Source organism: Lutibacter sp. (assembly GCF_041596795.1).
GTDB lineage: Bacteria > Bacteroidota > Bacteroidia > Flavobacteriales > Flavobacteriaceae > Lutibacter.
On the sequence record NZ_JBFHHX010000028.1, the window covers coordinates 1 to 14,777 of the forward strand.

Here is a 14,777-nt window from a genome sequence, read left to right on the forward strand (position 1 = left end):
AATAGAACCAAAAGCATCAAAACTAGCAACTACACCATCTGTGCTTGCAGAGCCCTCATTATCATTTAATCCATCCAAACCAGATGCACTTGGAAACTGCGCATACCCTAACAAGCCATTTAAACCACCTTTACTTAAATCTTTACCTCCAGCTCTAAATGTCCACATATTTAGGTATTTTGTAGGATCCCATTGGGTATTTGCTTTCATTAACTCTACATCTGCCCTTGTTTCCCAGTCTGCTCCATCGGCATCGTTAGCAACATTGTTACTATACGGAGTTATATTATGTCTAATAATACCAGATGTTGGTAATCCGTTTTCATCTTGTGTTGCTAAACAGAAATTAATTTCTACATCAACTGCCAATCCTGTAGTATTTGCACCACCAGGAGTATTATTCATTCTTCTAAAATCTTGATTCATTATTTCTATTTGCGATGCTGCTTGGGCATCAGAAATATTTTCACCTACAATATTTCCAATAGTATTAATTGCGTCGCCGTTATGTACAATATGAATAACTACTGGTATATTATAAACTATTGTAGCTTCTTGATTTTTTCCTGAAAGTCGTTTAGCTTTTAACTCAGCAGTTTTAGGACTAATCCATTTTTCAAACTCATTATTAGTATACCGGTTAGGATATTCATTTTGAAGGGCTATTTCGTTCTCTACAGTTAAACATCGAACATAACCTGTTTCTTGTATTGCTCTTTTATTCTCTTCGGTAACCGTATAATTAATTTTAGATTGATTATTATTTGAAGGCTTTGCATTTGTTTTTTTTTGAGCATTTGAATAAAAACTCAAAAAAAACATCATAACTATCATTAAAATTTGAGTGCTAGTTGTTTTCATGACAATACTATTTTTGCCCTAATATAATTGATAAAAAGCAAAAACCAACATTTTCATGTTGGTTTTTGCTTTTTATGTTATTTAAAATGAGTTAATTACCCACCAAAATCATCAAATCTAATATTTTCATCAGCTAATCCAAAGTCCTCTCCCATCTTTTGAACAGCCTTGTTCATTAATGGAGGTCCACAGAAATATAATTCTAAATCTTCAGGTGCTTCGTGTTTAGATAAGTACTCATCTATTACAGCTTGATGCACAAATCCAGTAAATCCATCTCCCTCTAAATCATCAGCATCTTTTTTATTCACCCAATTATCCTCAGGTGCTGGCTCTGATAATACTAAGTAAAACTTGAAGTTAGAGAACTCTTTTTCTAAATCATGAAAATGTTTTAAGTAAAATAACTCACGTTTAGAACGTCCACCGTACCAATATGTTACTTTTCTTCCAGTTTTTAATGTTTTGAATAAATGATATAAGTGAGAACGCATTGGTGCCATACCTGCTCCACCTCCAACATATAACATTTCAGCATCAGATTCATTAATGAAGAATTCTCCATAAGGACCCGAAATGGTAACTTTATCACCTTTTTTACGAGAGAAAATGTAAGAAGATGCAACCCCAGGGTTTACACTCATCCAACCATTTTTAGCTCTATCCCAAGGTGGCGTAGCTATACGTACATTTAACATAATTTCTCTTCCTTCAGCAGGGTAAGAAGCCATAGAGTATGCACGCTCTACTAATTCAGTATTTTTCATTTTTAAATCCCATAAACCGAATTTATCCCATTCCATTTGGAATTTATCTGGAGTTTCGTGCTCTTCTGGATGTGCTGTAATATCCATATCTTTAAAATCGATTTCACAACTTGGAATCTCAATTTGAATATATCCTCCAGCTTTGTAGTTCATGTCTTCAGGAATTTCAACTACAAATTCTTTAATAAATGATGCTACGTTATAATTTCTAACAACAGTAGCTTCCCATTTTTTAATACCAAATACTTCTTCAGGAATGGTAATATCCATGTCTTGTTTTACTTTTACCTGACAAGCTAAACGAGCACCGTGTTGCAATTCTTTTCTTGTAAAATGCGGCGTTTCTGTAGGTAATGCTTCACCTCCACCTGAATTTACGTGACACTCACATTGAATACAAGTTCCACCACCACCACAAGCCGATGGTAAAAATATTTTTGCATTTCCTAATGTTGAAAGTAACGAACTTCCTGATGGAACTTCGATTTCTTTTTCACCATTAATTCTAATTTTTACAGGTCCAGAAGGCGATAATTTTTGTTTTACTACTAATAAAAGTGTTACTAATAAAAGTGTAATAATTAAAAATGCCACAACTGTAACTATAATTATTCCGATTGTGTTTACTGCTAATATCATCCTTATTCAATAATTTCAGGTTCGTTAATTGTTGTACTGTCTATTACAGTTTCAACCTCTTCAATAGCGATTACTTCTTTAGCAGGAGCTACTACTTCAACAGAAGCTGTTTCGGTTTGTTCTTTTTCATCACCACCTGTAAGCATTCCACCAAAACTCATAAATCCGATAGCCATTAAACCTGTAATAATAAATGTAATTCCTAATCCTCTTAAAGGAGCAGGTACATTTGAATATCTAATTTTTTCACGAATAGCTGCAATTGCTAAAATAGCTAAAAACCATCCTATTCCTGAACTGATTCCATAATTAAACGCTAAACCTAAAGTAGGAATTTCACGAGATTGCATAAATAATGACCCTCCTAAAATTGCACAGTTTACAGCAATTAAAGGTAAAAATATTCCTAATGAGTTATACAAAGCAGGCGAAAATTTCTCAACTATTATTTCTACCAATTGTACCATTGTTGCAATGGTTGCAATAAACATAATAAATGATAAGAAACTTAAATCGTATTCTGCATATTCTTCACCTAACCAGCTTAAAGCGCCTTCTTGTAATAGATATTGATCTAATAACCAGTTTAACGGTACAGTTATAGCCATTACAAAAATAACTGCAGCTCCTAATCCAACTGCTGTTGACACCTTTTTAGAAACGGCTAAGTACGAACACATTCCTAAGAATGTTGCAAATACCATATTGTCTATGAATATTGCTTTAAAAAATAATTCTATATGTTCCATATATTTTAGTTTTTAGTTTTCAGATATTAGGTTGAGCTAATTTATTTCTACCTAATTACTTTGAACTAATTTTTAATTTTCTATTAATGCTTTATTTCTTGAACGTTGCACCCAAATAATAACTCCTAATGTTATAAGTGCCATTGGCGCAAGTAACATAAATCCGTTATTTTCGTAACCGTAAGCATACACTCCAGTTTTTTCAATAGGATCACCTAATACTTTAATTCCTAATAAAGTTCCTGATCCTAATAATTCTCTAAAAAAACCAACAATTATTAAAATAAAAGCATATCCAGCAGAGTTTCCTATTCCGTCTAAAAACGATCTCCAAGGACCGTTTGCTAAAGCAAAAGCCTCAAAACGTCCCATAATAATACAGTTTGTAATAATTAAACCAACAAAAACTGATAACGTTTTACTTAATTCATAAGCAAAAGCCTTCAAAATAATATCAACAATAATTACTAAAGTTGCAACAACAATTAATTGAACAATAATTCTAATTTTTGAAGGAATTATGTTTCTCATTAATGAAATTACCACGTTTCCTAGTCCAAGTACAAACATTACCGCTATAGACATTACAATAGAAGCTTTTAAATCTGCTGTAATTGCAAGTGCTGAACAAATACCTAATACTTGAATAGTAATTGGGTTATTATCTGCTAACGGATCAGTTATTAATTTTGCGTCTTTTTTTGATAAAAGTCCCATAAATTATTGTTTTAATGTTTTTAAATAAGGTAAATACAATTGTAAATCTTTTTTAAGCATTGCCGAAACACCATCACCAGTAATTGTAGCTCCTGCTATTGCATCTACTTCACAGTCTGTTTTGTCGTTATTTTTTGGATCTGCATTTCCTTTTGCTGCAGTAATTCCTTTAAAGGTATCACCATCTAAAAAGTGTTCTCCTTTAAAATCATCCATAAAAAAACGTTCTTTAATGTTTGATCCTAAACCTGGCGTTTCTCCTGCGTGATCAAAAAACACACCTTGTACTACCAGTTGGTTATCAATTGCAACATATCCCCACACGGCATCCCATAATCCTTTTCCTCTAACAGGAACAATGTAAAATGTTTCACCATCTTTTTCTCCAACAAATAAAGGAAGTCTTCTTTTGTATGAAGGGTTTTTAGCTGCTGCTTCTTCTTTTTTGATATCTATTAAATATGCATTTGGATCTTCAACTGCATCTGTACCAGTTATTACATATTGTTTTGTGATGTATTTTTTAAATTCTTGACCAACTATTGATTTTGAAACAAATTCAACACTAGTTTCATCATTTTCATTTACACCCAAAGCATATAATATATTTTGTTGCTTTTCAATACGCTTATTTTCTGTAATTTGCTCTTTAAAATTAGAGGATACGAAAGCTAACAAAGCTCCAACTATAAGCACCATTGCAGTTGCAAATAGTACTGTATATGAGTTTTTATCTGTATTAATTGCCATTTCTTATGCTGTTTTTACTTTTAAACGTTTTAATCTTCTTTTAACGTTACCTTGAACCACGTAATGGTCAATTGTTGGTGCAAATACGTTCATCAATAAAATTGCTAACATTACACCTTCTGGGTATGCTGGGTTGAATACACGAATTAAAATTGAAATAAACCCAATGAAAAATCCATAAATCCATTTTCCTTTATTAGTTTGAGAAGCTGTTACAGGATCTGTAGCCATAAAAACTACACCAAAAGCAAATCCACCAATTAATAAATGATGCCAAAATTCGGTACTCATTAAGCCATAAAACTTACTTCCTTGTCCAATAATTCCTGCATCAACAACACTGTTAAATATTAATCCCATTACCAAGGCACCAAGAGTAGCTGATAACATTATTCTCCAGCTTCCAATTTTTGTAAAAATTAAAAATAAAGCAGCTAGTAAAATTAAAAATGTAGAAGTTTCTCCAACTGAACCTGGAATATAACCAAAGAACATGTCCGAAACAGAGTACAAAACTTCTTTACCTTGTGCTAAAGTTCCTAAAACAGTTTCACCAGATATAGCATCTAAGTTTGCTCCTGCAGCAATATCGCTTGCTCTTTGAGTTGCACCGTGCACCCAAACTTTATCACCACTCATCCAAGTTGGATATGCAAAGAATAAGAAAGCACGTATTGTTAGTGCTGGGTTTAAAATATTCATCCCAGTTCCTCCAAATACCTCTTTACCAATAACAACACCAAAAATAACTGCTACTGCTAACATCCATAATGGAATATCTACAGGAACAATTAATGGAACTAGCATACCGGTTACTAGGTATCCTTCTTCTACTTCGTGTCCTTTTATTATTGCAAAAATAAATTCAACTCCTAAACCAACAACATATGATACAACTACTAATGGTAAAACTTTAATTAAACCAATTAACAATGCATCCATTGATAAGAATTCAACTGGCTGACCTAATGCCACATAATGTTGAAACCCTGTGTTGAACATTCCAAAAATTAAACAAGGTATTAAGGCTAATACCACTGTGTTCATTGTTCTTTTTAAATCGTCAGCAGCTCTAACGTGGCCTCCAGAATGCGTTGTTTCATTTGGAGTATATAAGAAAGTATGAATAGCACTAAAAGCAGGTAACCACTTTTTATCTTTTCCCTTTTCTTTTATATTATGTAATTTTTCTTTTAATCCCATAATTTTATCCTATTTCTTTTAACATTAAGTCTAAACCTTTTCTAATAATTTCTTGATGTGGCTGTTTAGAAACACAAACAAATTCAGTTAAGGCAAAATCTTCTGGAGCAACTTCATACATTCCTAATTGTTCCATTTCATCTAAGTCTTTATACAAACAAGCTTTTAAAATTTGCATTGGATAAATATCTAATGGAAAAACTTCTTCATAATTTCCAGTTACAACAAAAGCTCTATGCTCTCCATTGGTATTGGTATTTAAGTCGAATTTTTTATTAGGTGTTAACCAAGAAAAAGTTAATGCTCTTGAAGTAGAGATTTTATTGAAAACAGGTACTGTCCATCCAAACAATTCATAATCGTTTCCTTCAGAAATTACAGTAATCATATTATCGTAATAACCTAAGCTGCTTTTTAAGCTTTTAGCTTTACCAGTTAAAATATTTCCGCTGATAATTCTATTATTATCACCTTTTAATTTTCCTTCAACAATAGAAGAAATATTAGCGCCTAATACTGTTTTATAGTATTTTGGTTTTTCAACTGAAGAACCTACAAGAGCTATAATACGCTCTGCATTAAACTTTCCTGTTAATAACAATTCTCCAATTATTACTAAATCTTGAGGATTAATAGTCCAAACTACCTCACCTTTATTTACTGGATTTATTTTTGCAATTTGTGTACCAACATTACCTGATGGATGTGGCCCTGAAACTTTATGCAAACTAATATTATCCAATCCTGCTAAAGGAGAATTAGAATTTTTCCCTACAGAAACATGCACACTACCTGAAGTAAGTTTGCTTATTGCAGTTACTGCAGCTTGTAATTCTTTTTCTTTTCCGACTAAAGTATAATCGTAATCAGCTGCTAAAGGAGCACTTGCATATGCCGAAATAAAAATAGCTTTTGGCAAATTATTAGGATTCGCAATTACATCATACGGTCGCTGTTTTATAAATGGCCAACAACCTGCTGCTAACAAGTGACTTTTTATTTCATCGGCATTCATAGCTTTTGGGTCTTTTGCACCAAAGTCTACAAATTGTTGATCTTTATCAGCACTTATTTTAATTGCTAAAATTTTTCTCTTTTCACCACGAATTATATCAGCTATCTCACCGCTTACTGGCGAAGGAAATTTCATTTCTTCATTAGCTTTATTGTAAAAAACGGCTTCACCAGCTTTTACTTTAGCACCAACTTTTACTGATAATTTAGGAATAATACTGTGGAAATCTTCTGGCTTTAATGTAAACACATTTGAGGATAAAGCATTCTCGGTAACCTTCTCAGCATCACCTTTTAGCTTTATATCCAGCCCTTTTTTAATTCGAATGTCTTTTGACATATTTTATGTATATTTGATAGTAACTAAAAAACGGTGCAAAAATAACAATTTCAACCTTAGCTTAGGTGTTTTTTCAATAATTTTTTTACGCAAAGGTTGTAATAAACAATAATCATATTCGGTTTTAGTATATTTACAATCATATTTTGGTATAAATATTGAGTTTAATCTAAAAACCTAATTTATTTTATTTTGAAAAAACTAATTCCATTTTTCTTTTTAATATTCATTTTTAATGTTGGTTACTGCCAACTAAATTTTCCCCAACCAGATAATATTAAAACAGTTATACTAAAACCAACCACAACAAATTCCTATGCGCCTATTATTAAATTAGGCGAAAATATTCAATTAACATTTGACGATTTAAACGCTGATGAGCATACGTATTATTATAAAATTGAACATTGCGATTTTGATTGGACCGTTTCCAATTTATTAGAATCGGAATTTGTTAATGGCTATGCTGAAGATAGAATTCTTGATTATGAAAATTCCTTTAATACATTACAGCCATTTACAAATTATACGGTAACAATCCCTAATGAAAATACAGAACTTAAAATCTCTGGAAATTATATTATTTCTGTTTTAAATGAAGATGAGCAAGTTGTTTTTAAAAGAGCATTTGTGGTGTATGAATCTAAAGTTACAGTTGGCGCAGCAGTTTATAGAAGCAGAGATATTTCAACCATAAACAGTAAACAATCTATTGAATTTACTATTAATAATTCAAATTTTAGAATTAACAATCCAAGTGAAGAAATTCGTCCAGTAATTCTTCAAAATAATAATTGGCAAACTGCAATTATGGGTTTAAAACCTCAATTTTACAGAGGCACAGAATTATTATACAAATACAACAAAGAAACAAGTTTTTACGGCGGAAATGAGTTTTTATATTTCGATTCTAAATCTATCAGAAATTCAAGTTTAAACATTGTAAGAGCAGAATTGGAAAAAGGTTTATACCATACGTACTTATACACCAACGAAGAGCGTATTAATAGGCCTTATACATTGTTTGAAGATGTAAATGGAAATTTTATAATTAGAAATTTAAGCAGTGATACTCCAAATACCGATGCTGATTACAGTTGGGTTCATTTTTCTTTAAGTTGCTTAGAAAATTTAGACGGAAAAGATATTTATGTAAGTGGCAGCTACAACAATTGGGAATTGAATGATTTAAATAAATTAACTTACAATCCAAAAACAGGATTATATGAAGTTGCCATTTTACTAAAACAAGGTTTTTATAATTACCAATACGTAACCAAAAATAAAGCTGGCTATATTAGCAATTATGATATTGATGGCTCATTTCATAAAACCGAAAACGATTATACCGTGCTAATTTATTATAAAGGTTTTGGAAATAGATACACACAGGTAATTGGAGTGGGATTTGCTAATTCTGAAAAACTAAACAATTAGCAGTTTTTTTCAAAAATTTCTTATCTTTGGTATAACTAAAAAAATTCTAAATTAAGTTACTATGGTACAACAAGTAACAAACGGTATTAAAATTTCTGTAATTTCTAATTTTGAAGGCACAAGCTATAGAAATTATAAATTATACTATGGTTTTAGTTACCAAGTAACTATTGAAAACCAAAGTAATGATACTGTTCAACTATTGGAACGTCACTGGAAAATATTTGACTCATTAAATAACCTTGAAATTGTTGAAGGCTCAGGTGTAATTGGTCAAAAACCAATTTTAAAACCATCACAAATACATACTTACGGGTCTAATTGTTTTTTAACTTCACCAATTGGCGCTATGAAAGGTTATTATAAAATGATAAATTTTACTACTTCTAAAATATTTAAAGTTTACATACCAACATTTCAATTAATGGTACCTAATATTCATAACTAGTAGTACTATGAAATTCAGTTTAAAAAAAAATTATTCAAACCAAAAAAAAGGTTTAGAATGTTTAAACTGTGGTCAGCCTTTAACCGGAAACGAAAATTTTTGCTCTTACTGCGGACAAAAAAACACAACTAATAAACTTACTTTTGGAAATTTTATTAACAGCCTATTTGCAGGGTTTTTATCATACGATTCCAGATTTTGGAAAACGTTTATTCCTTTATTAACTAAACCCGGAATAATTTCTAAACAATATATTGAAGGAAAACGCGCACGTTTTGTTAATCCGTTTCAATTGTATTTAAATGTTTCCATTATATTTTTCTTAATCATAGGAATTTCATCTAAATTTGATACAGAACCTATTAACAATAAAATTACACTCCAAACTCCTATTGATTCTTTACATCAAAACAACAACAAACAACTAGATTCGGCTTTAACAAACCTAAATAAAGAACTTGTAAAAGCTGAAGAAATAGATTTATCAAAAACCAACATAATTACAGATTTTAATAAAGCCTTAAATATTGAAAACGATTCAATTGTAAATAAAAAGGAATATGAGTATTTTATAAAAAAAGATACGTCTAAAAAAATAAGTGTTGTAAACAGAATTCAAGATTTTCATCATTATTATACCAATTTTCCAAAATATTCGGCATCTATAGCTATAGATAGTTTGGGGTACGAAAAAACATTTTGGAATAAAACATATTACCAATTAACAGTTAATTGCAATAAAAATTTTGAAAAATACAAAGAAGAAGGATTAAAAGAGTTTTTTAAAACGTTAACTTCTTATGTGTCAATTTCACTGTTTATATTTTTACCTATATTCACCTTATTCTTAAGTTTGGTTTATTTCAGAAGAAAATATACTTATATAGAGCATTTAATATTTGTATTTCACGTACAAACAGTGTTTTTTTTACTATTAGCAATTTTTTATATCATAAGTTTAATTACTAAAACAGATGGGTTTTCGTTTATATTTATAGTGCTTTTTACATTTTATTTATACAAAGCATTGCGTAATTTTTATAAACAGAGCAGATTAAAAACCATTTTAAAATTTATTATTTTACATAGTTTTTATATGCTTTTGGCGAGTATCGGATTTATAATTATTTCCGTTATAACTTTTGCAGCCGGCTAAAATACAACCTCAACTTTTTTAGAGTTAACAACATCTTCATAACTCATTTTAACAGTACTTGCTATTTTTTCTACCGAAGTAATACTCACGGTTTCTACATAAGAACGTTTCATTAAAATTGATTGCTCTTTATCTCCTATTTCTGAATGATGAAAATTTAAAATTGATTCTTGAGAAATTTCATTAGTTGCTTTCCATTTTTCAAACCACGTTTTTCTTAATGCTTTTGCTTCAACAGAATATAACGTTGACGAAGACCAAATTTTAGGTTCATTTTTAAGTTTATTAAAATACTTTTGATTGTAGTCCCAAATCAATTCAAACAAATTTAAACTATTATTATTCCAATCTACAATTACCATAGTAAAGGGCTCTATAAAACTCAAATCTATTTCATGAATAAACTTTTCAAAATTTGCTGATTTTAAAATATCTTTTGCAATAACACCCCTGCTTTTAGTGTAAGAATCTTTTGGTGTATGTTTTACAAACGCACCATTTAAAACACAAACCAACCTTTTGTTATTACTAACACCAATCCAAGTTCCTCCAGCAGTTTTATCTTTTGGAAAAAGCATCTCAATTCCATCTTCAACATACTTGCTTGGAAAATATGTTTCCCGCGTTCTCTGTTCGTCTCTATTAGAGGTTAAAATAAAATTATTTTTAGTTGTAGGAAGAAAAGTAACAGTACACATGCTATTAAAATTGGTATATTCAGTATTAGTTTACAGCAAAAAAAGTAAATCGATTTTTGTAACTTTGTAAGCAAATTTAACTGAAAAAAACTAAAAAAATAACATCATGGCTTCAGGATTTTATAATGTACCAAAAGCAGTAAATGAACCAGTAAAAACCTATGCTCCGGGAAGTGCCGAGCGCAAGGCTTTAATTGAAACGTATAGAAAAATGTTTAACCAGCAAGTTGACATTCCTTTTTATATAGGTGGAAAAGAATACAGAACTGGAAATACTGTTGATATTCATCCGCCACACGATCACAAACATTGCGTAGGAAAGTACCATACTGCAGATAAAGAACATATAGAACTAGCAGTTAAAAAAGCCGCAGAGGCAAGAGTAAAATGGGCAGCAACAAGTTGGGAACACAGAGCTGCTATTTTTTTAAAGGCAGCTGAATTATTAGCAGGCCCATTCCGTTATAAAATGAATGCGGCTACAATGATTGCGCAATCTAAAAATGTATATCAAGCCGAAATTGATTCAGCATGTGAATTAATAGACTTTTTACGTTTTAACGTAGAATTTATGACCGAAATTTACAGCAATCAACCACAATCTTCTCCTGGCATTTGGAACCGTATGGAATACCGTCCGTTAGAAGGATTTGTGTATGCAATTACACCTTTTAACTTTACCGCAATTGCAGGAAATTTACCTGCTGCACCTGCGTTAATGGGAAATGTAATTATATGGAAACCTGCAAGTTCTCAAGTATATTCTGCACAAGTAATTATGGAATTATTTAAAGCTGCAGGATTACCAGATGGTGTAATAAATATGGTAACCGGTAATTCAGCAATGATTACAGATGTGCTTTTAAATAGTCCAGATTTTTCAGGCGTTCACTTTACAGGATCTACACCAGTATTTAATAGTTTTTGGGAAACCATTGGTAAAAACATGAATACTTATAAAACATACCCAAGAATAGTTGGAGAAACTGGTGGTAAAGATTTTATTTGGGCGCATTCATCATCTAATGCACAAGAAGTTGCAACAGCCATTTCAAGAGGTGCTTTTGAATATCAAGGTCAGAAATGTTCTGCAGCTTCAAGAGCTTATATGCCTGCAAGTTTATGGCCTGCAATTAAAGAAGCAGTTATTAAAGATGTAAAATCCTTTAAAATGGGATCGCCAGAAGATACATCTAACTTTATAAATGCTGTTATTGATAATAGAGCTTTTAAAAAATTATCTGGATATCTAGATCAAGCTAAAAAAGATGCTGATGCAGAAATAATTGTAGGTGGTGGATATGATGATTCTGTTGGATATTTTATTGAGCCAACTGTAATTGTAACCACAAACCCAATGTACGAAACCATGTGTACGGAATTATTTGGGCCTATAATTACAATTTATGTGTATGAAGATGAAAAATGGCAAGAATCTTTAGATTTAGTTGATAAAACTGGTGAGTACGCTTTAACTGGTGCTATTTTTAGCGGCGATAGATATGTAATTGATATTGCAACAAACAAATTAGAAAACGCTGCTGGTAATTTTTATATAAATGATAAACCAACAGGAGCTGTAGTTGGACAACAACCTTTTGGTGGTGCTCGTGGTTCTGGAACAAATGATAAAGCCGGTTCTGTTTGGAATTTATTGCGTTGGGTAAGTAACCGTACAATTAAAGAAACTTTTGTACCGCCAACAGATTACAGATATCCGTTTTTACAAGAAAGCACTATTGAAACTGTAGAAAAAGAAGTTGAAAGTGCTGTTGAAAAACTAAAAGAATTAGGAAAAGACCTAAAAAGCAGATTTAAATAAGAATCAAAAAACCCGCCAAATGGCGGGTTTTTCTTTACTAATTGTTTAAATATTCTATTATCCTTTTTGTAATTTATCGGCATCCGGCAACAACCCTATTAACTCCTGAGGGTTATGAATTAACACTGGTATATGTTGTGGACATATATAAAAATTGCTTTCTTGATAATAAAATTTCGTTACCGGAGTCTCCGTTGAATCTTTTTTACAAACTATACATTGCTTTGCTTTCGCCATTATTTCAAATTTATTAAACAAATATATCTTATATAATTTGCTTATTTTATGATAAAAATCATCTTTTTTTCAGAGGAATATGCACTACTTTTTTAGTTTCAAAAAAATCATCCTCAAAAAAATCGGTTAAATTATATTGTGTTGCATTGGTAAAACTTTGTAACTCTTCTGTTAAATCGCCTCCTTTTAAGTATAAAATTCCATTTTTTAAATCGTGACGATTCTTTTTAGCAATTTTTCCTTTGGTCCATTTTACAAAGTCATTCATATTAGTAACAGCACGGCTAACTATAAAATCAAACTCCTCTTTTACCAATTCAGCTCTTTTATTTTCAGCTTTTACATTTGTTAATCCTAAAGCAGCAACAACTTCATTAACTACTTTTATTTTTTTTCCAATAGAATCCACCAAATAAAATTCAGATTCTGGAAATAAAATAGCCAATGGAATTCCTGGAAAACCTCCGCCAGTACCAATATCTAACACTTTAGAATTTGGTAAAAAGCTTTGTACTTTAGCAATTCCCAAAGAATGCAATACATGATGTGTATAAATTTCATCAATATCTTTTCTTGAAATAACATTAATTTGTTCATTCCAAAATTTATAAAGTGCTTCTAATTTACCAAACTGTTCTTTTTGAATATCAGTTAAATTAGGAAAGTATTTTAAGATGGTTTCCATTGTTTATATTTGATTTTTGCAAAATTAGTATTTCTAAAATTAAATTAACATCTTTTCAAAAAATGTTATTTTTATCATAAAATTTCTTTTTCAGAACATAAATGGCTTAATTTTGGAGCGTTTAGAGTTATCAACACATATATTATTATGATTAACAATACAATAAGCTTTTCTAGAATTGATAAAGCTAAATTTTTTCGAACTTTAAATAAACGCGTTAATTCGTACTTTAAGGATAATCATATTGAACGTACTGGTAACTGGAAACTATACACTAAAGCTATTATTATGTTCAGCATATTTTTAGTTCCACTTGTATTAATATTAACTGTTCCAATGCCTCAATGGGCTTTATTATTATTAACTGTTATTATTGGAATTGGTATGGCGGGCGTTGGTATGAATGTAATGCACGATAGTAATCATGAATCTTTTTCAAATAAAAAATGGGTAAATAAAATTATGGGAAGTAGTATATACATTTTAGCTGGAAATGTATATAACTGGAAAGTTCAACACAATGTTTTACACCATACTTTTACCAATATTCAAGGCCACGATGAAGATATTGATGCTGGCAGAATTATTCGTTTTTCTAAACACGCAAAATGGTTACCGGTTCATAAATTTCAAAAATATTATTCTATTTTTTTATACGGCTTATTAACTATTAATTGGGCAATTACTACCGATTTTAAACAAATGAGACGTTATTTAAAACGCAAACTTTCTTACGGTAAGTTTCCAAATCCAACTACTGAATGGACAATTTTAATAATTACTAAAATTATTTATTACTTACTTTGGATTGTACTTCCGCTAATAGTTTTAGACATTGCTTGGTGGAAAGTATTGTTAGGTTTTTTTGTGATGCATTATACTGCTGGAATGATTTTAAGTTTAATTTTTCAATTAGCACATGTAGTTCCTAAAACCGAAATGCCAATTCCTGATACGGAAGGACATTTAGAGCACACTTGGGCAATTCATCAATTGTACACTACATCTAATTTTGCACCAACAAACAAATTTATATCTTGGTACACAGGTGGATTAAACCACCAAGTAGAACATCATATTTTTCCACATATTTCGCATATTCATTATGGAAAAATAGCTAAAATTGTAAAAGAAACAGCACTAGAATTTAATTTACCATACAACGAGTATAAAACCTTTTCAAAAGCAATTAAAGAACATTTTAATCAATTAAAAACGTTAGGCACAGAACCAACGTATTCTTAAATTTTATGT

The 14,777-nt window shown here is 30.6% G+C and carries 13 protein-coding genes and 1 pseudogene; 5 read left to right on the top strand and 9 right to left on the bottom strand.

Annotation, left to right across the window (positions count from 1 at the left end; translation table 11 throughout):
• The 7 genes and pseudogenes from ABY298_RS05315 to ABY298_RS05345 all read right to left on the bottom strand — a co-directional run.
• A pseudogene (locus ABY298_RS05315) lies at positions 1 to 861 on the bottom strand (hypothetical protein); the annotation flags it as partial.
• Between the two features lie 95 nt (positions 862 to 956).
• Complete coding sequence (gene nqrF, locus ABY298_RS05320; RefSeq protein WP_372744974.1) at positions 957 to 2,267, bottom strand: NADH:ubiquinone reductase (Na(+)-transporting) subunit F; 1,311 nt, start codon at positions 2,265 to 2,267, stop codon at positions 957 to 959.
• A gap of 2 nt (positions 2,268 to 2,269) precedes the next feature.
• A complete protein-coding gene (gene nqrE / locus ABY298_RS05325) occupies positions 2,270 to 3,016 on the bottom strand; it encodes an NADH:ubiquinone reductase (Na(+)-transporting) subunit E (protein WP_372744975.1) in 747 nt (248 codons plus the stop codon).
• Between the two features lie 72 nt (positions 3,017 to 3,088).
• Positions 3,089 to 3,733 carry an NADH:ubiquinone reductase (Na(+)-transporting) subunit D gene (locus tag ABY298_RS05330; protein WP_372744976.1) on the bottom strand — a complete coding sequence of 215 codons (645 nt, stop codon included), beginning with the start codon at positions 3,731 to 3,733 and terminating at the stop codon, positions 3,089 to 3,091.
• A 3-nt stretch (positions 3,734 to 3,736) separates the two neighbouring features.
• Positions 3,737 to 4,483 carry a Na(+)-translocating NADH-quinone reductase subunit C gene (locus tag ABY298_RS05335; protein ID WP_372744977.1) on the bottom strand — a complete coding sequence of 249 codons (747 nt, stop codon included), beginning with the start codon at positions 4,481 to 4,483 and terminating at the stop codon, positions 3,737 to 3,739.
• A 3-nt stretch (positions 4,484 to 4,486) separates the two neighbouring features.
• Positions 4,487 to 5,686: an NADH:ubiquinone reductase (Na(+)-transporting) subunit B gene (locus tag ABY298_RS05340; protein ID WP_372744978.1), complete on the bottom strand. Its 1,200-nt coding sequence runs from the start codon at positions 5,684 to 5,686 to the stop codon at positions 4,487 to 4,489.
• A gap of 4 nt (positions 5,687 to 5,690) precedes the next feature.
• Positions 5,691 to 7,040, bottom strand: a complete 1,350-nt coding sequence (locus tag ABY298_RS05345; RefSeq protein WP_372744979.1) for a Na(+)-translocating NADH-quinone reductase subunit A — start codon at positions 7,038 to 7,040, stop codon at positions 5,691 to 5,693.
• 192 nt (positions 7,041 to 7,232) lie between these two features.
• On the opposite strand from ABY298_RS05345, the gene ABY298_RS05350 reads away from it, so the two are divergent.
• The 3 genes from ABY298_RS05350 (at position 7,233) to ABY298_RS05360 (ending at position 10,081) form a co-directional block, all read left to right on the top strand.
• Positions 7,233 to 8,477 carry a type IX secretion system plug protein domain-containing protein gene (locus tag ABY298_RS05350; RefSeq protein ID WP_372744980.1) on the top strand — a complete coding sequence of 415 codons (1,245 nt, stop codon included), beginning with the start codon at positions 7,233 to 7,235 and terminating at the stop codon, positions 8,475 to 8,477.
• Positions 8,478 to 8,538: 61 nt separating this feature from the next.
• The gene (gene apaG, locus ABY298_RS05355) at positions 8,539 to 8,925 is read left to right on the top strand and encodes a Co2+/Mg2+ efflux protein ApaG (RefSeq protein WP_372744981.1); all 387 of its coding nucleotides are present in this window, start codon (positions 8,539 to 8,541) and stop codon (positions 8,923 to 8,925) included.
• Between the two features lie 7 nt (positions 8,926 to 8,932).
• Positions 8,933 to 10,081, top strand: coding sequence for a DUF3667 domain-containing protein (locus tag ABY298_RS05360; protein WP_372744982.1), 1,149 nt, complete (start codon positions 8,933 to 8,935; stop codon positions 10,079 to 10,081).
• Here ABY298_RS05360 and ABY298_RS05365 read toward each other — a convergent pair.
• Positions 10,078 to 10,779 (bottom strand): NRDE family protein, encoded by a 702-nt coding sequence (locus tag ABY298_RS05365; RefSeq protein WP_372744983.1) that lies wholly within the window; start codon positions 10,777 to 10,779, stop codon positions 10,078 to 10,080. The two genes, ABY298_RS05360 and ABY298_RS05365, sit on opposite strands and share 4 nt — an antisense overlap.
• A 106-nt stretch (positions 10,780 to 10,885) precedes the next feature.
• Here ABY298_RS05365 and pruA point away from each other — a divergent pair, with 106 nt between their 5' ends.
• Positions 10,886 to 12,601: an L-glutamate gamma-semialdehyde dehydrogenase gene (pruA, locus tag ABY298_RS05370; protein ID WP_372744984.1), complete on the top strand. Its 1,716-nt coding sequence runs from the start codon at positions 10,886 to 10,888 to the stop codon at positions 12,599 to 12,601.
• A 295-nt stretch (positions 12,602 to 12,896) separates the two neighbouring features.
• Here pruA and rsmG read toward each other — a convergent pair whose 3' ends face one another.
• Complete coding sequence (rsmG, locus tag ABY298_RS05375) at positions 12,897 to 13,523, bottom strand: 16S rRNA (guanine(527)-N(7))-methyltransferase RsmG (RefSeq protein WP_372744985.1); 627 nt, start codon at positions 13,521 to 13,523, stop codon at positions 12,897 to 12,899.
• A gap of 147 nt (positions 13,524 to 13,670) precedes the next feature.
• Here rsmG and ABY298_RS05380 point away from each other — a divergent pair, with 147 nt between their 5' ends.
• Positions 13,671 to 14,768: a fatty acid desaturase gene (locus tag ABY298_RS05380; RefSeq protein WP_372744986.1), complete on the top strand. Its 1,098-nt coding sequence runs from the start codon at positions 13,671 to 13,673 to the stop codon at positions 14,766 to 14,768.
• Positions 14,769 to 14,777 lie beyond the last annotated feature (9 nt).